Below are 21225 nucleotides of genomic sequence, written 5' to 3' on the forward strand. Positions count from 1 at the left end.
TCAAGAAATTTGGATTCGGGGTTTTAGCTTGGGGAGAAGACATCCATGTCGGCCATAGAGGGCGCGGCGGCGCCAGCATCAGCCACACAAACGCTGCAGCATGTTGTCTCTCACATGGTGGACGCCGTGAACCGCGCCGCGTTTGTGGAAAAGCCTTTCTGGCATCTGGAAATGACCGATGTTTTCCCGGCGGACCTTTATCGGCGCATGCGCGCCGCCATGCCGGAGGCGCGCGAATATCGTGCGCTCAAGGGACGCAACAATGTGAATATCAAGGCTGACGGCACCGCAACGCGGATCAAGATCGACCTCTACCCCGAATACATCCGCCATCTGCCGCAGGAGAAGCGGGCGATTTGGTCCCTGGTTGGCAAGGCATTGCATGCGCCGCAGCTGAAGGACGCATTCATGCGCCGCCTTGCCCCGGGCTTGGAGCGCCGGTTCGGCTCGGACTTCATGAAGGTCGGCATGTATCCGGTGCCGATGCTGACGCGCGACGTGGCGGGCTACAAGATCGGCTTCCATACCGACACGAAATGGAAAGGGATCACGGTCCAGTTCTACCTGCCAGAGGACGACTCGATCAACCATATCGGCACCCGCTTCGCCGAGCGCATGCCGGACGGGCGTTTCGAGAATTCGCACCGGATGTCGTTTTCGCCGAACACCGGCTACGCCTTTGCGGTCGGCACCGACACCTGGCACGCGGTCGACACCGTCGGACCGGAAGTCCGCACCCGCGACAGCATCCTTCATACCTATTTCGTGGACAACACCGCGACGCTCAAGATCCGCAACCGGAGCAAGCGCGCGGCCAATTTCGTGATGAACGAAGTCCGCCACGTCGGCCGGTAATCTTTCGGCGCGCCCCCGTCGGCACGGCTGAATCCATACCGGCCAGCCGTCGTCAATCCTGGTGCAGGATGAATTCCAGGTAGAGGTTGCGCTGCAGGATCGAATGGTTGTCGTCGGATATCAGCGACACCATCAGCGCGCCATCCTCGCGGGTCCAGACATCCAGCCCTTCCATATTGTCGATCTGGTAGCCCATATCGGCCTCCATCAGTACCGGCCCGTCGGCGACCGCGCCCTTCTCGACGCTTTCGCCAAAGATGCGCCGCAGCCGCATTTTCACCCCGCGCGCGATCGAAAAACTGCGCTCCAGCAGCAACAGGTCGCCATCCGGCAGGAAGGCACCGTCGGTTATGTCGAAATCGCCATCGCGCTTCACGGTGAAGACACCCTTATGCGGCCCCTCGATGATGGCGGCGTAGACGTTGCCGGCTTCATCGAGGCTCCTCTCCGAGACCACGACCAGGCCGCCCGCGTGCTGCCCATAAGGATTGGCATGGGTGACGGTCTCGAAGCCGCGGTTCTGGCGCAGCTCCCGGGCGGGGATCTGGTAATCGAGCTGCCGGATCGGCGCTTTCATATTGTCGGGATCGATCTTGAACTGGGCGACGCGCTGGTCGCGCTCAAAGCCGACGGTGGCGATACCGTCCCTGACCGCGAGCCCCTCAGCGTCGACCTTCCATTTCCGGTTGATCGGCCGGCCCGAAGCGTCGACCATCTGCTGCAGGCGGAAGTTCGAAACGCCCGACGGACGTCGGTCGGCGTCATGCGTGATCGTGCCGAAGAACCAGAAGCCGGTGTCGGCGACGCCGATGAAGTCGCTGCCCGGCTTCAGAAAGCGAAAGGCCGACAGCGCGCCGAAATCGCGTGCCTGCGAAGTCATCTCCAGCCCGCCGACGAATTCAAGCGGCCCGAACCGCGTCTCGTCGCGGCCGATATGGAACTGGCTGATCGGTGGCGCCGAAATCCCGACTGTTTCGACGGGAGTTCCCGGAGCGGCCATGGCCGGTGAGGCGCAGGCCAGCACGCAGGCGAAAAGCGTCCGCCGCGCACGCCGCCCCGAAAGGATCATCCGGCGCGTCGCAATCCGCCGCGCCGCGTGTCACGTGCGCTCTCCTCGCCGAACAGCGAGGCGAGCTGCTCGGTCATGGCGCCGGCGAGTTCCTCGGCATCGACGATGGTGACGGCGCGGCGATAATAGCGCGTGACGTCGTGGCCGATGCCGATCGCCAGCAGCTCGACCGGCGAGCGCGTCTCGATCAGCTCGATGACCGCCCGCAGATGCCGTTCCAGATAGTTGCCCGGATTGACCGACAGCGTGGAATCGTCGACCGGCGCGCCATCCGAGATCATCATCAGGATCTTGCGCTGCTCGGGCCGGCCGATCAGCCGGTTGTGCGCCCACAGCAGCGCCTCGCCGTCGATGTTTTCCTTCAGTAGGCCCTCACGCATCATCAGCCCGAGATTGCGGCGCGCGCGCCGCCACGGATGATCGGCGGATTTATAGATGATGTGGCGCAGGTCGTTGAGTCGGCCGGGATTAGGCGGCTTGCCGTCCTTCAGCCATTTCTCGCGCGCCTGCCCGCCTTTCCACGCCCGCGTGGTGAAGCCGAGGATTTCGACCGAAACGCCGCAACGCTCCAGCGTGCGCGCCAGGATGTCGGCGCAGGTCGCGGCGACGGTGATCGGCCGGCCGCGCATGGAGCCCGAATTGTCGAGCACCAGCGACACCACCGTGTCGCGGAACTTGGTGTCGCGCTCCTGCTTGAAGGACAGCGGCTGCATCGGGTCGATGACCACGCGCACCAGGCGGGCCGGATCGAGATAGCCTTCTTCCAGGTCGAAATCCCAGGAGCGGTTCTGCTGCGCCATCAGCCGGCGCTGCAGCCGGTTGGCGAGCCGCCCGACAACGCCGGAAAGGTTGGCAAGCTGCTTGTCGAGGAAGGCGCGCAGCCGGTCGAGCTCCTCTTCCTCGCACAGCTCCTCGGCGCCTACCGTCTCGTCGAAGGCGGTGGTGAATACCTTGTAGTCGATCTCTTTTGGCAGGTTCAGGAACGGATTGTCGTTTCGCTTGGCCTCGCCCGGCGTCTCGGCGTCGGCGTCGTCCTCATCGGACAGGTCGTCGGAGGTGGCGTCGGTCGCTTCGGTCTCGGCCGACTCTTCGTCGTCGGCGGAGGCTTCGGCATCTTCCGACTGCGACTGCTCGGAGCCTGAATCCTCCTCGCCGCCTTCCTCGCTCTGTTCCTCGCCCTGCTGCTCGTTCTCTTCGTTTTCCTCCGAGTCGTCGGTTTCCTGGTCGTCGCCGAGTTGCTCGGCCATTTCCATGGAAACCAGCATGTCGCGCACGACGCGGGCAAAGGCCTGCTGGTCCTCGAGCTTGGCCGACAGGCCGTCCAGCTCGCCGCTCGCCTTTTCCTCAATCCAGGGACGCCAGAGATCGACCAGCCGCTCGCCGCTCTTCGGCACGGAACGTCCGGTGAGCTTCTCGCGCACCATCAGCGCAATCGCTTCCTCGAGCGGCGCGTCCGCCTTGTCCCTGACGTCGACGAGGTTCGCCTTGGCGTATTTGTCCTCGAGCATCGAGCCGATATTGTCGGCCACGCCCTGCATGGCGCGGCTGCCGATCGCCTCGACGCGCGCCTGCTCGACGGCGTCGAAGATGGAACGCGCCAGCTTGCCTTCCGGCGCCAGCCTGTTGTGGATGCGCTGATCGTGACAGGCGCGCTTCAGCGCCATGGAATCGCCCAGGCCGCGCGTGATCGCAATGTCGTTGCGGGACGCTTTTTTCGGCAGTTCGGGCAGGCGCGCGCGGTTGCCGGCCAAAGCCGGCCGGTCCTTGGCAAAACCGACCTCGAGGTCCTTGTCGCCGGCGACGGCGCGCATGCACACGGTCACCGCGCGCTTGAAGCTGTCGGCTTCAGACCCGTTCTTCGGCTTGTTGCGCGTGTTGTCGCCTGGACCCGCCATGATCATTCCCTGCGCGATTCATGCTGAAAGGCTAGAGGCCTTTTCAGCCGCGCGCCTACCCCAGCACCACGTTCGCGGCGCTCTCCGGCAGATCCTCACCGAAGGCGCGCTGGTAGAACTCGGCCACCACCGAACGCTCCAGCTCGTCGCACTTGTTGAGGAAGGTCAGCCGGAACGCCATGCCGATGTCGCCGAATATCTCGGCGTTCTCGGCCCAGGTGATGACGGTGCGCGGGCTCATCACGGTCGACAGGTCGCCGTTGATGAAGGCCGAACGCGTCATGTCGGCGACGCGCACCATCTTGTTGACGATGTCCTTGCCCTTGCTGTCGCGATAGTGCTTGGCCTTGGCCAGCACGATGTTCACTTCATTGTCGTGCGGCAGGTAATTGAGCGTGGTGACGATCGACCAGCGGTCCATCTGCGCCTGGTTGATCTGCTGCGTACCGTGATAGAGGCCCGTGGTGTCGCCGAGACCGACCGTGTTGGCGGTGGCGAACAACCGGAATGCAGGGTGCGGGCGGATGACCCGGCTCTGGTCGAGCAGGGTCAGGCGGCCCGACGATTCCAGCACGCGCTGGATGACGAACATCACGTCCGGCCGGCCGGCATCATATTCGTCAAAGCAGAGCGCCACATTGTGCTGATAGGCCCAGGGCAAAATGCCGTCGCGGAATTCGGTGACCTGCAGCCCTTCCTTGACGACGATGGCGTCCTTGCCGACGAGGTCGATGCGGCTGACATGGCTGTCGAGGTTGACGCGCACGCAGGGCCAGTTGAGCCGCGCCGCGACCTGCTCGATATGCGTCGACTTGCCGGTGCCGTGATAGCCCGACACCATGACGCGGCGGTTGTAGGCAAAGCCGGCGAGGATCGCCAGTGTCGTCGCCTTGTCGAACAGATAGTCGGGGTCGATGTCCGGCACATGCTCCGTCGCCGCCGAATAGGCGGGAACGATCATCTTGGAATCGAAGCCGAATTTCTCCTTCACCGGCACGGTCGTGTCGGGCAGGTTGGCGATGTCGCGATCGACCTTGTTCATCACTATCAACGTCTCCACGGGCGAAACGCCGCGTTTCGCCGGCAATCGATTTTGTCCGGGGGCGGTCTTAGAGCCTTTTCCAACCATATGAAAGTTGGAAAAACGACTTGGTACCGTGGGGCCGCTCAGCACAATCCTGCTTGCTTGAGCACGCGATAGGCCTGCAGCACATCGCGGAACCGGTCTTCCGAACCTCTGTCGCCGCCATTCGCATCCGGATGGTGGCGCTTAACGAGTTCCTTATAGCGCGCCTTGATGTCCTGACCAGTCGCCTTTGTGTCAAGGCCAAGCGTTTCCAGCGCCTTGGCCTCAAGTGGCTTTGCCTTGCGCTCGCGCGGCTCGCGTGCTCCGCCGCTGAACAGATTGAAGGGATCGCGCATGCGGTTGTAGTAGCCGGCCCGCCCCGAACGCTGCTGCGCGAAATCCGGCGCCGAGCGCGTCCCGCCGCCATTGGCGCCCATGCGCCATGTCGGCCTGTGGCCGGTCAGCGCCTCCTTCTGGAAGCGGGCGATCTCAGTGTCCGACACGCCGGAGAAGTAATTGAAGCCCTTGTTGTATTCGCGCACATGGTCGAAGCAGAAGCGAAAATACTCGCCCTCCTTGAGGCGCCCGACCGGCGCGCGATGCGTGCCGGCTTCGTTGCAGCCGTCCCACTGGCAGATCGGGGCGCGCGACTTCAGCTCCGCGTCCTTCTCCGGCCGAATTCGAATTTTCTCGAAATATTTGGGGTACGGTTTCATCTCACCCATTTATGGGCTGTTCGCATGTGCGAAACAAGAATTGACATTTCGCCGATGATCGCCCTAACCGCTGAATCGCGGCTTAAAAGCGGTCGAAATTCAAGATTTTGCGGCTATGCCGCAGATGTGGGGAAGGGAAACCCGGATGTCCATACAGTCGACAATCGAAAACAAGCTGAAAGCGGCATTTTCGCCCGAACGGCTAGCGGTCATCAATGAGAGCCACCTTCACGCCGGGCATCATCACGTCGAGTCCGGCCACCACGCGACGTTCGACGGCGCCGGCGAGACGCATTTTCGCGTTCGCATCGTTTCGCCGAGCTTTGCCGGCATGGCTCGCATCGAGCGCCACCGTGCCGTCAACGAATTGCTCGCGGACGAACTGAAGGCCGGCGTGCATGCGCTGGCGATCGAGCCGGCGGCGCCCGGCGAGAAGACGCGCTGGTAAGCTCTCAGCCGACGCTCGCCTTGAGGAAGGCCAACACAGCCGCGGTCAAGGCGTCGCCGTCCCGACCGAAATCGCGATTGATCGACATGTGCGTATAGGCGCTGCCGTCGAACAACGTGACTTTGGCGCCGGTGGCGCGCAGGCGTTCCGCGAAAGCATTCGACGCTTCGGCTCGCTCGGGCGCGCGCGAATAGGCGATGAAGGTCGGCGGATGTTTCCTGCCGTCGACATAGGTCGACGGCGATAGCGCCGCCCATTGTGTCGGGTCGGGAAAGGCACGCGCATAGGCGCCCACCATGCCGCCATTCCTGAAAAGCGTCGCAAGATCATAGGCCCTGGTATCATCCAGGATCAGCGCGGCGACACCGGGCAACCCGCCGCGCATGCCGGTCAGCGCGATCAGATGGCACCCGGCCGAATGGCCCATGCCGACGATGCGACTGGGATCGCCGCCGTATCGGGCGATGTTGGCGCGCACATAGGCGTAGGCTTTTTCGACGTCGCCGGCCTGGGTGGCGACATCGGCTTCCGGCAGCATGCGGTAATCGATCGAGACGAACGCGAAGCCATTGGCGAGCAGGAAGGCCGGCTTTAAGCCGACCTGGCCGCGTTTGCCGAACCGCCAGGCGCCGCCATGGACAAAGAAAAGCACCGGCAGGTGGTTCGCGCTGTCCGGCGCGTAGACATCGAGCTTGGCCGGACCGTAATCGAGGGCTTGCGGTGCCTGCCGGCCCGGACGCCTGGCGGCTGACGCACCTGCAGGCAGCAGCGCCCCAAGGCATGCCGCGATGAAGCCGCGTCGATCGGTCATCGTCATCTCCGGCCAGGTTGCGGCGCAAGCCGCGCACCTCGATTGGATCAATAATGACAACTTGTGGGCAGCAAACCAAATCAGGACCTTGAAGCTCCGCCGGCAATCACCACGTATTTCTCGGGCGAGCATTTTCGGCCGCGTCGGGTATCCCCCGGGTCAATGCCAGATTGCATGCGCTATCCTTCATGTGAAGGGAACAAAGAGTGCTTTCCGGCAGTTGATGCAGCGATGAGCCGATTGGCAGCCCACCGGCTCCGAGGCAAAGCACCATGCGCGAGAACCAATCAGACGTCTTCGATCTGTTTTCGGAGATTTATTCCAACGCGGCTCAGGAAGAGATCAGCCTGCAGCAATATCTCCTGGCCTGCCGCGAAGACAAATCCATGTATGCGTCGGCGCCCGAACGCATGGTCGAGGCGATCGGTGAGCCGAACCTGGTCGACACCAGCAAGGACGAGCGGCTCGGCCGCATTTTCTCCAACCGCACCATCAAGGTCTATCCCTCCTTCTCCGATTTCTACGGAATGGAGGATACGATCGAGCGCATCGCCGGATATTTCCGCTATGCCTCGCAGGGCCTCGAGGAGCGCAAGCAGATCCTCTATCTCCTCGGCCCGGTCGGCGGCGGCAAATCCTCGCTGGCCGAACGGCTGAAGAAGTTGATGGAGGAACGCCCGATCTACACGCTGAAGGTCGGCAACAAGATCAGCCCGGTCTTCGAATCGCCGCTCGGCCTTTTCCATCCCGATCGCATGGGCGATCTGCTGGAGGATAAATACGGCATCGCCCGCCGCCGCCTGAACGGACTGATTTCGCCCTGGGCGGCCAAGCGCCTCGACGAACTGTCGGGCGACATCTCCAAATTCAGCGTGGTCAAGCTGATGCCGTCGCGGCTGCGCCAGATCGCCATCGCCAAGACCGAGCCCGGCGACGAGAACAACCAGGATGTCTCGGCCCTGGTCGGCAAGGTCGACATCAGGCAGTTGGAGCACTTCAGCCAGTCCGACCCGGACGCCTACTCCTACAGCGGCGGCCTCAACCGGACCACGCAAGGGCTGCTCGAATTCGTCGAGATGTTCAAGGCGCCCATCAAGGTCCTGCACCCATTGCTGACGGCAACCCAGGAAGGCAGCTACAACGGCACCGAGAATTTCGGTGCCTTCCCCTATCAGGGCATCGTCGTGGCCCATTCCAACGAATCGGAATGGCAGCAGTTCAAGAACAACAAGAACAACGAAGCCTTCCTCGACCGCATCCTCGTGGTCAAGGTTCCCTATTGCCTTCGTGTTACCGAGGAGAGGCACATTTACGAGAAGCTGCTGCGCGAGAGCGAGCTGGCAAACAGCCCCTGCGCGCCCGAAGTGCTGGACATTCTCAGCCGCTTCACCGTCTCGACCCGCCTTGCCGAGCACGAGAACTCACCGCTCTACACCAAGATGCGCGCCTATGACGGCGAGAACCTCAAGGAGATCGACCCCAAGGCCAAGTCGGTCCAGGAGTATCGCGACGCCGCCGGCGTTGACGAGGGCATGACCGGAGTCAGCACGCGCTTTGCCTTCAAGATCCTGTCGCAGACGTTCAACTACGACACCAAGGAGGTGGCGGCCGATCCCGTGCACCTGATGTACATCCTCGAGGAGGCCATCAAGCGCGAGCAATTCCCGAAAGAAACGGAAGCCGCCTTCCTCGAATTCATTAAGTCGGAACTCGCGACGCGCTATGCCGAGTTCATCGGCCATGAAATCCAGAAGGCCTATCTGGAATCCTACAGCGAGTACGGTCAGAACCTCTTCGACCGCTACATCGCCTATGCCGACGCCTGGATCGAGGATCAGGACTACAAGGACCCCGACACCGGCCAGATCCTCAACCGCGAGGTGCTGGACAAGGAATTGTCGCAGGTCGAAAAACCGGCCGGCATCGCCAACCCGAAGGACTTCCGCAACGAAGTGGTCAAATTCACCTTGCGTGCCCGGGCGCGCAACCATGGCCGCAATCCCTCCTGGACGAGCTATGAAAAGCTTCGCGAGGTCATCGAGAAGCGCATGTTCGGCCAGGTCGAGGACCTGCTGCCGGTGATCAGCTTCGGCTCCAAGCAGGACAGCGTCACGGAGAAACGGCACAACGAATTCGTGCAGCGTATGGTGGAACGCGGCTACACCCAGCGGCAGGTTCGCCGGCTGGTCGACTGGTATATGCGCGTGAACAAGGCGGGTTGAGCAAAGCCGGGACGGTTCCATGCCGATCTTCATCGACCGCCGCCTGAACCCGAAGGACAAGAGCCTGGGCAATCGCCAGCGCTTCCTCCGGCGCGCCCGTGATGAGCTCAAGCGCAGCATCCGCGACCACGTCCGGACAGGTCGTATCGCCGACATTGACCGCGAGCATGCCGTGCCGATGCCTCGCAAGGGCACCAGCGAACCGACCTTCGGCGACGACAAGGAAAGCGGCAGGCGCCAGCACATCCTGCCCGGCAACAGGACATTCAGCCCTGGCGATCTCATCTCCAAACCGGGCGGCGGAGGAGGCTACGGATCGGCTCCAGGGACCACGGAATCCGAAGACGACTTCCGCTTTGTGCTGTCACGCGAGGAAGTGCTCGACCTTTTCTTCGAGGACCTCGAACTGCCGGATCTGGTCAAGCTCAATCTCAAGCAGATACTGAGCTTCAAGCCGAGACGGGCAGGCTTCACGGCAAGCGGAGCGCCGACCAACATCAATGTCGGGCGCACGATGCGCAACAGCCATGGGCGCCGCATCGCGCTCAGACGCCCCAAGCAGGCGGAGTTGGACGCAATCGCCCTGCAGATTGCCGAGCTTGAAGCGAAGCCGGCAAGCACGGCCATGAGCGAACGCATCGCTGCCCTGCGCGAGGAGTTCGACCGGATCGAGCGCAGGCGCAGGCGAATTGCCTATGTCGATCCGGTCGATATCCGGTTCAATCGCTTCGATCCCCAGCCGGTGCCGAACGCCAGCGCGGTGATGTTCTGTTTGATGGACGTCTCCGGCTCGATGGGAGAGCGCGAGAAGGATCTGGCCAAACGCTTCTTCGTGCTGCTGCATCTGTTTCTGACACGGCGCTACGAACGCACCGAGGTCGTCTTCATCCGCCACACCCACGAAGCCAAGGAGGTGGACGAGCATACGTTCTTCTACCACACCGAAAGCGGCGGCACGGTCGTCTCCACCGCGCTCGAGGAAATGCATCGCATCATCGAGGAACGCTACCCGGTCGCCGAATGGAACATCTACGCCGCCCAGGCCTCCGACGGCGACAATTTCGCCACCGATTCCGAGCGCTGCATAGAACTGCTCGACCGCAAGCTGATGCGGCTTTGCCAGTATTTCGCCTATGTGGAGATCATCGACGAGCGGGAAAGCCACATTTTCGGCTCGACCGAGAACGGCACATCGCTCTGGCGCGCCTACAACGCCGTCGACGGAAAATGGCCGAATTTCCAGATGAGGCGCATCGCCGCGCCGGCCGACATATACCCGGTCTTCCGCGAGCTCTTCGCCAGGCAACCTGATCTGCGCAAGAGCGCTTGAGGACTGAGGCTCGAAGGAACATAGGCCGATGGTCAGCCAGGCGCGCAAATCCGAATTGCTGTTTTCCGGGTCGGACTGGGATTTCAACAAGCTGTCCCGGGTCTATGACGAGATCGAAGCGATCGGCCTCGAAGAGCTTCGCCTCGACATCTACCCGGTGCAGATGGAGATCATTTCTTCCGAGCAGATGCTCGACGCCTATTCGTCGGTGGGCATGCCGCTGATGTACCGGCATTGGTCATTCGGCAAGCACTTCCTCTATAACGAACTGCTCTACCGTAAGGGCGCACGCGGTCTGGCCTATGAATTGGTCATCAACTCCAATCCCTGCATCGTCTACCTCATGGAAGAAAACACCATGGCCCTGCAGGCTTTGGTGACGGCGCATGCCGCGCTGGGACACAATCATTTCTTCAAGAACAATCACCTTTTCCGACAATGGACGGACGCCGGCGGCATCCTGAGCTATTTGGATTTTGCCAAGAGCTACATAGCCCGATGCGAGGAGCGGCATGGCATGGCGGCCGTGGAGGCGATCCTGGATTCGGCCCACGCGCTGATGGAGCAGGGGGTGTTTCGCTATCATCGGCCGCCGAGACTGTCGTCCGAGCAGCAGCGCGAAGGGCTGCGCGAGCGCCTGGAATACGAGGAGCGTTCGTTCAACGATCTCTGGCGGACACTACCGCCTTCGCAAGAGAGCGACGATACCAAAACAGCCGGTGACGACGACGCGGCCGAGCGGAAGAAATCGCTCAATCTGCCGGAGGAGAATCTGCTCTATTTCCTCGAAAAGAACAGTCTCGTCCTCGAGCCTTGGCAGCGCGAGATCGTCAGGATCGTGCGCGTCATCGCGCAATATTTTTATCCGCAGCGGCAAACCCAAGTGATGAACGAAGGTTGCGCGACCTTCGTGCATTACACGCTCATGAACATGCTGTTCGACCGTGGCCGCATCAGCGAAGGCGCCATGCTCGAAATCCTGCGCAACCACTCGAACGTGGTCTTCCAGCCGGCCTATGACGACCCGCGCTTTTCCGGCATCAATCCTTATGCGCTGGGTCTCGACATGATGCAGGACATCCAGCGCATCTCGACCGCGCCGACCGCAGAGGACCGCGACTGGTTTCCCGACATCGCCGGCCGCGGCGACTGGCGCGACACCTTGCTCGACGCCTGGGCCAACCATCGCGACGAATCCTTCATCCGGCAGTATCTGAGCCCAAGGCTGATCCGCAAATGGCGGCTCTTCGTGCTGGCCGACGGTGCCGACGAGTCGCACTATGAGGTGGCCTCAATTCACAATGAGCGCGGCTATGGCAAGATAAGGTCGGCGTTGGCGCAAAGCTACGATATCGGCGCCAACCGTCCCGACATCCAGGTGGTTGACGTCGACCTGCTCGGCGACCGGCATCTGCGGCTCCAGCACGTGGTCAAGGACGGCGTCATGCTCGAGGGCCAGAGCCGCGACGCGACGCTGCGCCATATCCGCAACCTCTGGGGCTATGATGTCAGCCTGGCGGCAATCGATGCCGGTACCGGCGCGATACTCAGTGAGCGTTGGACCAAGGAACTTTGAGGGCATCGCCGGACATCGACACGCGCCTTAGCCCTCGCTGGCGGGGCGTATCCGCAATCTGGCGATGCGGTTCTTCTCGCGCTTCATCACCACGAAACGCTTGCCGTGGAAGGTGAAGGCCTGCTTCTCCTCAGGGATCGACTGCGTCTCATGGATGACGAGGCCGGCGATCGTCGTGGCTTCCTCGTCGGGCAGGTCCCAGTCGAGCGCGCGGTTCAAATCGCGGATCGGCACCGTGCCGTCGACGACGACCGAGCCGTCGGCCTCTTTCTTGACACCCTGCATGTCGATGTCGTGCTCGTCGGCGATCTCGCCGACGATCTCCTCGATGATGTCTTCCAGCGTCACCAGCCCTTCGACCTCGCCATACTCGTCGACGACGATGGCGAAATGCGCCTTGCGCCGCAGGAAAGCGTTGAGCTGTTCCTGTAAGGTGGTGGTGTCCGGCACGAACCACGGCTTGGCCGCGATCTTCATGACGTCGATCCGCGAAAAATCGTTGCCGACCTCATTGAGGGCCCTCAGTAGATCCTTCGCGTGCAGGACGCCGACGATGTTGTCGAGAGAGCCCTTCCACAGCGGCATGCGGGTGTGCGGGCTCTGCAGAATCTCGCGCACCACCGCCTCCGGCGCATTGTCGGCATTGACCGAGCGCATATTGGTGCGGTGGACCATGACATCCGACACTTCGAGCTCGTCGAGATCGAACAGCCCCTCAAGCCGATTGCGCTCCTCGGCAGCCGTGCCCTCGCGCCGGGGTTCGTCGCCGTCTTCATCCTTGCCGTTGCGCTCGGACCGCTGCGGCGGCTCGATCGGCCGCAGCGCATAGCCGCAAGCGGCAAGCAATCGGGCGCGGAAGAAAAGCGCCAAAAGCACGATGGCGGCAAGGACGGCGGCGACGATCCAGCCGGCCCCGTTCATCCGGGATGGCTCACCTCGAGCCGTCCGGGATGGCTCGATTTGAGGAAGGAGAGCACTTCCGAGGACGGCACGTCCTTGGCGATGAAAGCCTGGCCGATGCCGCGCGTCAGGATAAAGGTCAGCGCGCCGCGCGAGACCTTCTTGTCCTGGGTGATGAAGCCGAGCAGCGCCTCGGCGTCCGGCAGCTCGCCCGGAATGTCGGCCATTCGACAAGGCAGGCCGACGGCGCGCAGATGCGCTTCGACGCGCTCCGCGTCGTCCGGACTCGCCAGGTTGAGACGCGCCGAGAAGCGGTGCGCCAGCGCCATGCCGATGGCGACGCCTTCGCCATGGACGAGCCGGCTCCCGTCATACTGCGTGGCAGCTTCGAGCGCATGACCGAAAGTGTGGCCGAGATTGAGCAAGGCGCGGTCGCCGGTCTCGAACTCGTCGCGGGCAACGACGTCGGCCTTGGCGCGGCAGGCCTCGGCGATCGCCTCGACTCGCGCCGGACCGCCGGCAAAGACTTGCCCCCAGTTCTGTTCGAGCCAGGCGAAGAAGGCCGGGCGGTCGATCAGCCCGTATTTGGCAAGCTCGGCATAACCGGCGCGGAACTCGCGGATCGGCAGCGTGTCGAGCACCTGGGTGTCGGCAAGCACCAGCCTGGGCTGGTGGAAGACGCCGACGAGGTTCTTGCCGCGCGCGCTGTTGATGCCGGTCTTGCCGCCGACGGAAGAATCGACCTGCGCCAGCAGCGAGGTCGGTATCTGCACGAAATTCATGCCTCGGCGCACGATGCCGGAAGCAAAACCGGCAAGGTCGCCGACGACGCCGCCGCCGAGCGCGATCACCACGTCGCGGCGTTCGAGCCTTGCCGCGAGCACGCCGTCGACCACTTCCTCCAGATGGACGAAGTTCTTTGTCTTTTCGCCCGCAGGCAGCGTGATGACGGCGGACTGGATGCCGCCTTTGTCCAACCCAGCCTTCAGCGTGTCGAGATGTGCGGCGGCGACATTTTCGTCGGTGACGATGGCCGCGCGGGTACCGGGAAGCCGGCGCGCGATCTCCTCGCCGGAGCGCGTCAACAGCCCTGAGCCGATCAGAATGTCATAGGCGCGGTCGCCGAGCCCGACCTCGACCTTCACCGGTTCGGCATTGCTCACGATTGAATCTCGCCAGTTGTGGCGCTTGTAGCGCCGGTTGCGATCGCGTCGATGCCAAGATGGGCGCAGAGCGCGGCGACGACTTCGCCGGCGATGATCTCCTTGCGGTCGTCGCGCGTCGGCACAGTCAGGTCGGCGATGGCATACACCGGATAGCGCTCGCCCATCAGCTTCTCCAGCACGCCACGCGGGTCGGGATTCTTCAAGAGCGGCCGGTTCTGCTTCTTCGAAACGCGCTCCATCAACAGGTCCAGATCGGCCTTCAGCCAGACCGATACGCCATGCGCGGAAATCGCCTCGCGCGTCTGCGCGTTCATGAAGGCGCCGCCGCCGGTCGACAGCACTTGCGGACCGTTCTCCAGCAGGCGCAGGATCACCCGCTGCTCCAGCGCGCGGAATTCCGGCTCGCCATAGCGCTCGAACAACTCCGGCACCGTCATGCGCGAGACGCTTTCGATCTCCTGGTCGCTGTCCATGAAGGGCAGCGACAGCATCGTCGCCACCTTGCGGCCGATCGCGGTCTTGCCGGCGCCCATCAGTCCGACGAAGACGATCGACCGGCTTCCGAGCCGTTCGATCAGCGCGGCACGGCCTTCGTCCGTCGGATTTGGTGGCAGAGCGTTCATCGGGGCCTCTTTGCGCCGTATCGACATCAAAAGCCTGTTTGCGTCAAGCACGGCCGGACAAACGGCCGCGAAAGCTTCCCCGGCAAAACCTCCTGTTCACCGGAATGCTTCGTGCTTGAATTGACCGGATCGGCGTCCCATAAGGGCACAGGGCTTTGGAAAAGCAGAACAACAAGACGGGCGAAAATTGAATGCCGACTTTGTTTCGCTTCGTCGTGACGCTGGCGGTTCTTGCAGGCATTGCCTATGGCGCGATGTTCGCGCTGGCGATGTTCGTGGAGCCGAAAAAGGCCGAAATGAGCATCCGAATTCCGGCTGAAAAGCTCAACCCCAAGAAAAACTGACCCAAGAAAACCGACAAGGAGCTGATCCCGGCCCGATGAACAGCGCCGCCCGCATCGAAGCCTTCCTCGAAATGATGAGCGCCGAGCGCGGCGCGGCCGAAAACACGCTTTCGTCCTACCGCCGCGACCTGGAGGATGCTTCCGAGGCGATCAACGGCGGACTGGCGGGCGCGGGATCGGCCGACATCCGCGCCTATCTCGACGACATCGCCGCGCGCGGCTTCGCGCCGACCTCGCAGGCGCGCAAATTGTCGGCGATCCGCCAGTTCTTCAAATTCCTCTATGCCGAAGGGCTGCGCGGCGACGACCCGACCGGCACGCTGGACAGCCCGCGCAAGGGCCGGCCGCTGCCGAAGACGATGAGCGAAGCCGAGACCGGGCGCCTGCTCGACCGGGCAGCGCAGGAAGCCGGAGAATCCGGGCCGGACGGCGACAGACTGGCCGCGTTGCGCCTGCACGCGCTGGTCGAAGTGCTCTACGCAACGGGCTTGCGCGTGTCGGAACTGGTCGGCCTGCCGGTCACGGTGGCGTTGCGCGACGATCGCTTCTTCATGGTGCGTGGCAAGGGCAACAAGGAACGCATGGTGCCGCTCTCGACCAAGGCGCGCGCCGCCATGCGCGCCTGGCTCGCCGCAAGGGCCGAGCGGCCGGCCTTTGCCGAGAGCCCCTTCCTGTTCCCCGCCTCCTCCGACAGCGGCCATCTCTCCCGGCAAGTCTTCGCCCGCGATCTCAAGGGCTTGGCCGCGCGGTCCGGCATAGCGTCGGCGAAGATCTCGCCGCATGTGCTTCGCCATGCTTTTGCCAGCCATCTCCTGCAGAACGGCGCGGATCTCAGAGCCGTTCAGCAACTTCTTGGCCATGCCGACATCTCGACCACGCAGATCTACACCCATGTGCTGGAGGAGCGGCTGGTGCGGCTGGTCAACGATCATCACCCGCTTGCCGACTAGGCCTCATATCGCTATGTGAGGGCGACGTTCCACCGCCCGGAGCCGGCATTTCAGCGGTTCCGCCAGCCATTTGCCTTCCGACGGATCGGTCCGCTCAAGCATGTACAACTACCTCGACTTTGAAAAGCCGGTGCAGGATCTGGAGCTCAAGATCCTTGAGCTGAAGAAGCTTGCCGAGAACGGAGAGGCGGTCGATGTCGGCGAAGAGATCAGCAGGCTGGAAAAGCGCTCGCGCGACGCGTTGCGCGACCTCTATAAGGCGCTCACGCCCTGGCAGAAGGTGCAGGTAGCGCGCCATCCCGACCGTCCGCATTGTGTCGACTACATCAAAGGGCTGTTCACCGATTTCACGCCTTTGGCCGGCGACCGCAATTTCGGTGACGACCAGGCGATCGTCGGCGGCTTCGCGCGTTTTCGCGGCGAGCCGGTAGCGATCATCGGCCAGGAAAAAGGTTCGGACACCGCAAGCCGCATCAAGCACAATTTCGGCTCGGTCCGGCCGGAAGGCTATCGCAAGGCGGTGCGCTTGATGGAATTGGCCGACCGCTTCCAGATCCCACTTTTGACGCTGGTAGACACCGCCGGCGCCTATCCCGGCGTCGGCGCCGAGGAGCGCGGCCAGGCCGAAGCGATCGCGCGTTCGACCTCGGCCTGTCTTTCGCTGAAGGTGCCGTCGATCTCGGTGGTCATCGGCGAAGGCGGCTCCGGCGGCGCCATCGCGATCGCCACCGCCAATCGCGTCTACATGCTGGAGCATGCCATCTACTCGGTGATCTCGCCCGAAGGCGCCGCCTCGATCCTGTGGCGCGACACCACGCGCTCGAAGGACGCGGCGACCAACATGAAGATCACCGCGCAGGATCTTCTCGAGATGAAGATCATCGACGCCATCATTCCCGAGCCGATGGGCGGCGCCCAGCGCGCGCCGGAAACGGTGATTGCCTCCACCGGCGACCTCATCGCCAGGACGATGAAGGATTTCGCCGGCGCCAACACCGATTTCCGCGAGCAGCGCCGCGAGAAATACCTGGCGATGGGCCGCAGCCTTTGACCTCTTAAGTCCGGCAAGACGTTCAACTGTGGCCGGAATAAGCAATTCCGCCACAAAAATGCCGCCGGATTCGGCTCAATGGAAATCGCCGTGAGGGGTTTGCCAAGGCTTGCGGTAAGGAATTTTCAAGGTTAACGGGCTTACGGTCCACTGGTGTTCAGCCTATGGGCCCGGCCATGCCGACAGCCGTTTGCCCAAGAGAAGAAACATAGCCGTATCGATGTTTGCCAAGCTTGCCCGCACCGGAATCCTGATCGCCGCCATCGGCGTCGCCGGCTGCAACGATTCGTCAATGAAGGACTTCGCGCCGGAGGCCAACAAGCCGTTGCCCGACAAGATCCTTGCCGACATGAAGGCCAAGGGCATGGTGCGCACCTCTTCGGTGATGGCGCGCATCTTCAAGGAAGAAGGCAAGCTTGAGATCTGGAAGGCCAAGACCAATGGCCGCTACGATCTCGTCGCCACCTACGACATCTGCAAATGGTCGGGAAAGCTCGGCCCCAAATACACCGAGGGCGACCGCCAGGCGCCGGAAGGCTTCTATACGGTGCGTCCGTCGCAGATGAATCCGCGCTCGAGCTACCATCTGTCCTTCAACATCGGCTTTCCCAACGCCTATGACCGCGCCAATGGCCGCACCGGCCAGAACCTGATGGTTCATGGCGCTTGTTCGTCGTCCGGCTGCTATTCGATGACCGATGCCCAGATCGAGCAGATCTATGCCTTCGGCCGCGACGCCTTCCAAGGCGGCCAGACCGAGTTCCAAATCCAGGCCTTTCCGTTCCGCATGACCGCCGCCAACATGGCGCGCTACCGCAACGACCCGAACTACGAGTTCTGGAAGATGCTGAAGGTCGGCTACGACAATTTCGAGATCACCAAGGTGCCGCCGAAGGTCGACGTCTGCGAGAAGCGCTACGTCTTCAACCAGGTGGCGCCGGAAGGCACGACCTTCGACCCGACCGGCCCCTGCCCCGCGACCATGCAGCCTGACTCGTTGAAAACGGCCTACGCCGACTACGAGAAGCGTTATGACGCGGCCTTCAAAGCAGCCGTCAATTCCAGCACGCCGCCGCCGAAGCCGACGATTGCCGGCATCAAGGAAGCGAGCATCGTTTCCGACTGGTCGAAGCGCCGCGCCCGCGGCGAGCGCGTGCCGATCGATCCGCCGTCGCTGAATTCCGACGGCTCGGTGACCGAAACGACCCGCATGGGCCGCATCGATTCCCCGCTCGGCCGCAAGATGGCGGCAGCCGACGCGGAAAAGGAAGCCAAGCGCAAGGCCGAAGAGCAGCGCCTGGCCGCGATCGAGGCGGCCAAGGCCGCCAAGGCAGAGGCAAGGGCGCAGGCGCTGGCCGAGAAGGAGGCCGCCAAGCAGGCGGCGCAGCAGCCGGTCGTCACCGCTGGCGTCGAGGCCGCGCCCGCCCAGCCGGCACAGGAAACGCAGGCCGCCGCCGACGCCGACCAGGGCACCGTGTCGAAGCTGAAGAAGAAGCTTCTCGGCATGTTCGGCGGCTGAGACTTCCGCTTGGCAAAGCCGCCCGCCATCTACGATCTCAAGGGACTGAACTGTCCGTTGCCGGTGCTGAAGGCCCGCAAGCGGCTGGCTGCGATGCGACCCGGCGCCCGGCTGTGGCTCGAAACCACCGATCCGCTGGCGGTGATCGACATCCCGGCCTTCTGCGCCGATGCCGGCCACCAGTTGCTCGAGACGGCGGCCGTCACTGGCGGCCACCGCTTCCTGGTCGAACGCGGCAACGCGGCTGACCTGCTTGCTTCAGCTTAAAGCCCGGCAATCGCGAGCGGATTGGCTTCCAGCGCTGCGCGGTCCGGCGTGTCGATCGACGGCTTGTTGGTGAAGGCCGCGAACAGCCGCTGGATATAGTCATCCGGCATGTCAAGCGTGATCAGCACCAGCCTGGTTCCGCGCTGGCCGTCAGGCCAGGCGGGCAATCTCGCCGGCGGATGCAGGATCTTCTGCACGCCGTGGATGACCAGCGGCCGCGAGGGATCCTCCGCGAGTGCGATGACGCCCTTCATGCGCAGGAGTTTCTCGCCATGCGTCGAGCGCAGGAGGTCGAGGAACATCTCGATCGCCGAGAACGGCACCGGGCCGTCATGGACAAGCGAGTGCGAGCGCACGCGCGTGTCGTGGCGATGCTCATGATGGTGGTGAGGATCATGGTCGCCGTCATGGTGGTGATGGTCGTGATCATGGCCGTGCGCCGCCTCTTCGCCAAGCCAGCGCCGCACGTCGGCGGACTTGGACTGAGGATCGTAGAGCCCGCAATTGAACAGCGCCGCCGCGCCGGCCTCCTCGACCTCGAGCACGACGGCGCCCGGATTGATCTGCTTGAGCCTTGCCCGCAACGCCTCGACTGCGGCCGCGTTCACAAGCTCGGTCTTGGTCAGCACGACGCGGTCGGCCACCGCGGCCTGTTTCACCGCCTCGACATGGGTGTCGAGCGTCGCCTCGCCGTTGACGGCGTCGACCAGCGTGATGACGCCGTCGAGCCGGAACGCCTGCACCAGCGCCGGATGCGCCATGATCGACTGCAGCACCGGTGCCGGATCGGCCAGGCCCGTCGTCTCGACGACGACACGGGCCAATTTCGCGATACGGCCGGTCTGCAGCCGGTCGACCAGATCGGCGAGCGTATCGACCAGGTCGCCGCGCACCGTGCAGCAGAGGCAGCCGTCGGAAAGCTGGATGATGCCGTCAGAAGCCTGCTCCACCAGCAGATGGTCGATCGCCACCTCGCCGAACTCGTTGATGATCACCGCCGTATCGGCAAGCGCCGGATCCTTGAGCAGCCGATTGAGCAGTGTCGTCTTGCCGGCGCCGAGAAAGCCGGTGAGCACCGAAACGGGAATGGGAAAGCCGCTCATTGGTTTAGCTAATTGGCAGCTTTGACGGGCTGGTCGCCCTGCGCTCCGGCAGCGGCGGTCGCCAGCGGCTCGGCGCCGGGCGGCGCCGGCCTGTCCGGTCGCCAGATCGGCAGCGGCACGTCGGCATAGTTCTGGTCGGTCTGGTCGACGAAGGCCTTGGGCGCGGGTCCCGTGGCGCCGCCGAGGCCGACTGCGATGAGCGTGGGATGGGCGAGCTTCACCTGATAGGGCGATTTCGGTTTATTCTTGGCGGCAACCTCGGGCGCCGCCTCCGATTGCTCCGCCTTCGGCTTTTTCGCGCAGATCTCGTCATGCATGTCGTTGGGTGACAGCGTGTCGCCATATGGCTTGAGAGCGGCGAGCGTGGTCGAACCGACCGCCGGCATCTCAAAACCCTGGTCGAGCAGCTTTGCCGCCGCTTCGGCGCGGCTGACCGCCGATTTCTCGCCAAGCACCACGGCGACCAGCGTGCGCCCGTTGCGCGTCGCCGAGCCGATCATGTTGAAGCCGGAAGAGCAGACGAAGCCGGTCTTCATGCCGTCGGCGCCCGGATAGCGGCCGATCAGGAGATTGTAGTTCGGGAGCGCCTTCTTGCCGACGGCAAGGCCTTCAATCGAGAACCACGGGGCATATTGCGGAAAATCATTGCGCAACGCCGTCACCAGCACGGCAAGGTCGCGCGCGGTCGTATACTGGTCCGGCGAATAGAGCCCGTTCGGATTGACGAAATGCGTGCCGACCATGCCGAGCCGGGCCGCCTCGGCGTTCATGCGCTCGGCGAACGCGGCCTGCGACCCGCCGATATTCTCGCCGACTGCCATGGCTATGTCGTTGGCCGACTTGACCAGCATCATCTTCAGCGCATTGTCGAGCCGCATCACCGAACCCGGCTTGAAGCCCATCTTGCTCGGCGGCTCGCCGGCCGAATGCTTCGTCACCTTGATCGGCGAATCGAGCGCCACCTCGCCGGCCTGGATCGCGCGGAAGGCGACATAGGCGGTCATCAGCTTGCTGAGCGAGGCCGGATACCAACGCTTGAACGCGTCCTGGTGCTCCAAAATTGAGCCGCTCTTCAAGTCGAAAAGCACGACCGGATTGGCGCGCGCCGTGCCGGCAAGCACCGGAAGCGCCAGCGCGCCTGCCAGCAACAGGTTGAGGAAATGCCTTCGCCGCATGATTAAATCCGAAATCGCCTCTTGCCGTGATCGCCGCTGGCTCCGTAAGATTTCGTTACCCATCGCCAGCATAATGCGGCCCGACCCTCGATCCCGGGCTGCATTGTTGCGGTGCTATTTACCCTATGTGACGCCAAAA

Annotated in this window: 20 protein-coding genes; 10 read left to right on the forward strand and 10 right to left on the reverse strand. The window is 63.3% G+C overall.

What is annotated here, in order from left to right; translation table 11 throughout:
* Nucleotides 1-45: 45 nt before the first annotated feature.
* On the forward strand, nucleotides 46-855 hold the full coding sequence (locus LB535_RS19330) for a hypothetical protein (RefSeq protein ID WP_224602385.1): 810 nt from the start codon (nucleotides 46-48) through the stop codon (nucleotides 853-855).
* Nucleotides 856-907: 52 nt separating this feature from the next.
* Here the strand turns inward: LB535_RS19330 and LB535_RS19335 are convergent, their stop codons facing one another.
* From LB535_RS19335 to LB535_RS19350, 4 genes are all read right to left on the reverse strand, one after another.
* A complete protein-coding gene (locus LB535_RS19335) occupies nucleotides 908-1924 on the reverse strand; it encodes an esterase-like activity of phytase family protein (RefSeq protein ID WP_224633335.1) in 1017 nt (338 codons plus the stop codon).
* A complete protein-coding gene (gene cobT, locus LB535_RS19340) occupies nucleotides 1921-3819 on the reverse strand; it encodes a cobaltochelatase subunit CobT (protein WP_224629993.1) in 1899 nt (632 codons plus the stop codon). Before cobT ends, LB535_RS19335 begins: the two co-directional genes overlap by 4 nt.
* Before the next feature lie 55 nt (nucleotides 3820-3874).
* On the reverse strand, nucleotides 3875-4861 hold the full coding sequence (gene cobS, locus LB535_RS19345) for a cobaltochelatase subunit CobS (RefSeq protein WP_095767438.1): 987 nt from the start codon (nucleotides 4859-4861) through the stop codon (nucleotides 3875-3877).
* Nucleotides 4862-4986: 125 nt separating this feature from the next.
* The gene (locus tag LB535_RS19350) at nucleotides 4987-5610 is read right to left on the reverse strand and encodes a J domain-containing protein (protein ID WP_224633336.1); all 624 of its coding nucleotides are present in this window, start codon (nucleotides 5608-5610) and stop codon (nucleotides 4987-4989) included.
* A 136-nt stretch (nucleotides 5611-5746) separates the two neighbouring features.
* Between LB535_RS19350 and LB535_RS19355 the strand changes: the two genes are divergently transcribed.
* On the forward strand, nucleotides 5747-6049 hold the full coding sequence (locus LB535_RS19355; protein ID WP_095767436.1) for a BolA family protein: 303 nt from the start codon (nucleotides 5747-5749) through the stop codon (nucleotides 6047-6049).
* Between the two features lie 4 nt (nucleotides 6050-6053).
* On the opposite strand, the gene LB535_RS19360 is transcribed toward LB535_RS19355, so the two are convergent.
* Complete coding sequence (locus LB535_RS19360) at nucleotides 6054-6860, reverse strand: alpha/beta hydrolase (RefSeq protein ID WP_224633337.1); 807 nt, start codon at nucleotides 6858-6860, stop codon at nucleotides 6054-6056.
* Nucleotides 6861-7132: 272 nt separating this feature from the next.
* Here LB535_RS19360 and LB535_RS19365 point away from each other — a divergent pair, with 272 nt between their 5' ends.
* Genes LB535_RS19365 through LB535_RS19375 form a run of 3 tightly spaced genes read left to right on the forward strand, consistent with a single transcriptional unit; the run spans nucleotide 7133 to nucleotide 11988 of the window.
* Nucleotides 7133-9082 carry a PrkA family serine protein kinase gene (locus LB535_RS19365; RefSeq protein ID WP_095767435.1) on the forward strand — a complete coding sequence of 650 codons (1950 nt, stop codon included), beginning with the start codon at nucleotides 7133-7135 and terminating at the stop codon, nucleotides 9080-9082.
* A gap of 19 nt (nucleotides 9083-9101) precedes the next feature.
* Nucleotides 9102-10412: a YeaH/YhbH family protein gene (locus tag LB535_RS19370; RefSeq protein WP_095767434.1), complete on the forward strand. Its 1311-nt coding sequence runs from the start codon at nucleotides 9102-9104 to the stop codon at nucleotides 10410-10412.
* A gap of 28 nt (nucleotides 10413-10440) precedes the next feature.
* The gene (locus LB535_RS19375) at nucleotides 10441-11988 is read left to right on the forward strand and encodes a SpoVR family protein (RefSeq protein ID WP_224633338.1); all 1548 of its coding nucleotides are present in this window, start codon (nucleotides 10441-10443) and stop codon (nucleotides 11986-11988) included.
* A gap of 27 nt (nucleotides 11989-12015) precedes the next feature.
* On the opposite strand, the gene LB535_RS19380 is transcribed toward LB535_RS19375, so the two are convergent.
* Genes LB535_RS19380 through LB535_RS19390 form a run of 3 tightly spaced genes read right to left on the reverse strand, consistent with a single transcriptional unit; the run spans nucleotide 12016 to nucleotide 14677 of the window.
* On the reverse strand, nucleotides 12016-12909 hold the full coding sequence (locus tag LB535_RS19380) for an HlyC/CorC family transporter (protein WP_224609388.1): 894 nt from the start codon (nucleotides 12907-12909) through the stop codon (nucleotides 12016-12018).
* Nucleotides 12906-14051 (reverse strand): 3-dehydroquinate synthase, encoded by a 1146-nt coding sequence (gene aroB, locus LB535_RS19385; protein ID WP_224633339.1) that lies wholly within the window; start codon nucleotides 14049-14051, stop codon nucleotides 12906-12908. Before aroB ends, LB535_RS19380 begins: the two co-directional genes overlap by 4 nt.
* Entirely contained in the window at nucleotides 14048-14677 is a 630-nt protein-coding gene (locus LB535_RS19390; RefSeq protein ID WP_224633340.1) for a shikimate kinase, read from the reverse strand. The genes aroB and LB535_RS19390 overlap by 4 nt, the downstream gene beginning before the upstream one ends.
* 191 nt (nucleotides 14678-14868) lie before the next feature.
* Between LB535_RS19390 and LB535_RS19395 the strand changes: the two genes are divergently transcribed.
* The 5 genes from LB535_RS19395 (at nucleotide 14869) to LB535_RS19415 (ending at nucleotide 18808) form a co-directional block, all read left to right on the forward strand.
* Nucleotides 14869-15021, forward strand: coding sequence for a hypothetical protein (locus LB535_RS19395; RefSeq protein ID WP_042643428.1), 153 nt, complete (start codon nucleotides 14869-14871; stop codon nucleotides 15019-15021).
* Nucleotides 15022-15056: 35 nt separating this feature from the next.
* Nucleotides 15057-15971 (forward strand): site-specific tyrosine recombinase XerD, encoded by a 915-nt coding sequence (locus LB535_RS19400; protein ID WP_224633341.1) that lies wholly within the window; start codon nucleotides 15057-15059, stop codon nucleotides 15969-15971.
* Nucleotides 15972-16071: 100 nt separating this feature from the next.
* Complete coding sequence (locus LB535_RS19405; protein ID WP_140843171.1) at nucleotides 16072-17022, forward strand: acetyl-CoA carboxylase carboxyltransferase subunit alpha; 951 nt, start codon at nucleotides 16072-16074, stop codon at nucleotides 17020-17022.
* 220 nt (nucleotides 17023-17242) lie between these two features.
* Nucleotides 17243-18541 carry a murein L,D-transpeptidase family protein gene (locus tag LB535_RS19410; protein ID WP_224633342.1) on the forward strand — a complete coding sequence of 433 codons (1299 nt, stop codon included), beginning with the start codon at nucleotides 17243-17245 and terminating at the stop codon, nucleotides 18539-18541.
* 9 nt (nucleotides 18542-18550) lie between these two features.
* On the forward strand, nucleotides 18551-18808 hold the full coding sequence (locus LB535_RS19415) for a sulfurtransferase TusA family protein (protein WP_095767426.1): 258 nt from the start codon (nucleotides 18551-18553) through the stop codon (nucleotides 18806-18808).
* Here LB535_RS19415 and LB535_RS19420 read toward each other — a convergent pair.
* The gene (locus LB535_RS19420) at nucleotides 18805-19911 is read right to left on the reverse strand and encodes a CobW family GTP-binding protein (protein WP_224633343.1); all 1107 of its coding nucleotides are present in this window, start codon (nucleotides 19909-19911) and stop codon (nucleotides 18805-18807) included. The two genes, LB535_RS19415 and LB535_RS19420, sit on opposite strands and share 4 nt — an antisense overlap.
* A gap of 8 nt (nucleotides 19912-19919) precedes the next feature.
* Complete coding sequence (locus LB535_RS19425) at nucleotides 19920-21086, reverse strand: D-alanyl-D-alanine carboxypeptidase family protein (RefSeq protein ID WP_224633344.1); 1167 nt, start codon at nucleotides 21084-21086, stop codon at nucleotides 19920-19922.
* Nucleotides 21087-21225 lie beyond the last annotated feature (139 nt).

This window comes from Mesorhizobium sp. CA10 (assembly GCF_020165285.1).
Lineage (GTDB): Bacteria > Pseudomonadota > Alphaproteobacteria > Rhizobiales > Rhizobiaceae > Mesorhizobium.

Excerpts from the sequence above, each read along its gene's own strand:
- LB535_RS19330 (WP_224602385.1), top strand. The coding sequence starts at position 46 with ATGTCGGCCATAGAGGGCGCGGCGGCGCCAGCATCAGCCACACAAACG.
- LB535_RS19335 (WP_224633335.1), bottom strand. The coding sequence starts at position 1,924 with ATGATCCTTTCGGGGCGGCGTGCGCGGCGGACGCTTTTCGCCTGCGTG.
- cobT (WP_224629993.1), bottom strand. The coding sequence starts at position 3,819 with ATGGCGGGTCCAGGCGACAACACGCGCAACAAGCCGAAGAACGGGTCT.
- cobS (WP_095767438.1), bottom strand. The coding sequence starts at position 4,861 with ATGAACAAGGTCGATCGCGACATCGCCAACCTGCCCGACACGACCGTG.
- LB535_RS19350 (WP_224633336.1), bottom strand. The coding sequence starts at position 5,610 with ATGGGTGAGATGAAACCGTACCCCAAATATTTCGAGAAAATTCGAATT.
- LB535_RS19355 (WP_095767436.1), top strand. The coding sequence starts at position 5,747 with ATGTCCATACAGTCGACAATCGAAAACAAGCTGAAAGCGGCATTTTCG.
- LB535_RS19360 (WP_224633337.1), bottom strand. The coding sequence starts at position 6,860 with ATGACCGATCGACGCGGCTTCATCGCGGCATGCCTTGGGGCGCTGCTG.
- LB535_RS19365 (WP_095767435.1), top strand. The coding sequence starts at position 7,133 with ATGCGCGAGAACCAATCAGACGTCTTCGATCTGTTTTCGGAGATTTAT.
- LB535_RS19370 (WP_095767434.1), top strand. The coding sequence starts at position 9,102 with ATGCCGATCTTCATCGACCGCCGCCTGAACCCGAAGGACAAGAGCCTG.
- LB535_RS19375 (WP_224633338.1), top strand. The coding sequence starts at position 10,441 with ATGGTCAGCCAGGCGCGCAAATCCGAATTGCTGTTTTCCGGGTCGGAC.
- LB535_RS19380 (WP_224609388.1), bottom strand. The coding sequence starts at position 12,909 with ATGAACGGGGCCGGCTGGATCGTCGCCGCCGTCCTTGCCGCCATCGTG.
- LB535_RS19390 (WP_224633340.1), bottom strand. The coding sequence starts at position 14,677 with ATGAACGCTCTGCCACCAAATCCGACGGACGAAGGCCGTGCCGCGCTG.
- LB535_RS19395 (WP_042643428.1), top strand. The coding sequence starts at position 14,869 with ATGCCGACTTTGTTTCGCTTCGTCGTGACGCTGGCGGTTCTTGCAGGC.
- LB535_RS19400 (WP_224633341.1), top strand. The coding sequence starts at position 15,057 with ATGAACAGCGCCGCCCGCATCGAAGCCTTCCTCGAAATGATGAGCGCC.
- LB535_RS19405 (WP_140843171.1), top strand. The coding sequence starts at position 16,072 with ATGTACAACTACCTCGACTTTGAAAAGCCGGTGCAGGATCTGGAGCTC.
- LB535_RS19410 (WP_224633342.1), top strand. The coding sequence starts at position 17,243 with ATGTTTGCCAAGCTTGCCCGCACCGGAATCCTGATCGCCGCCATCGGC.
- LB535_RS19420 (WP_224633343.1), bottom strand. The coding sequence starts at position 19,911 with ATGAGCGGCTTTCCCATTCCCGTTTCGGTGCTCACCGGCTTTCTCGGC.
- LB535_RS19425 (WP_224633344.1), bottom strand. The coding sequence starts at position 21,086 with ATGCGGCGAAGGCATTTCCTCAACCTGTTGCTGGCAGGCGCGCTGGCG.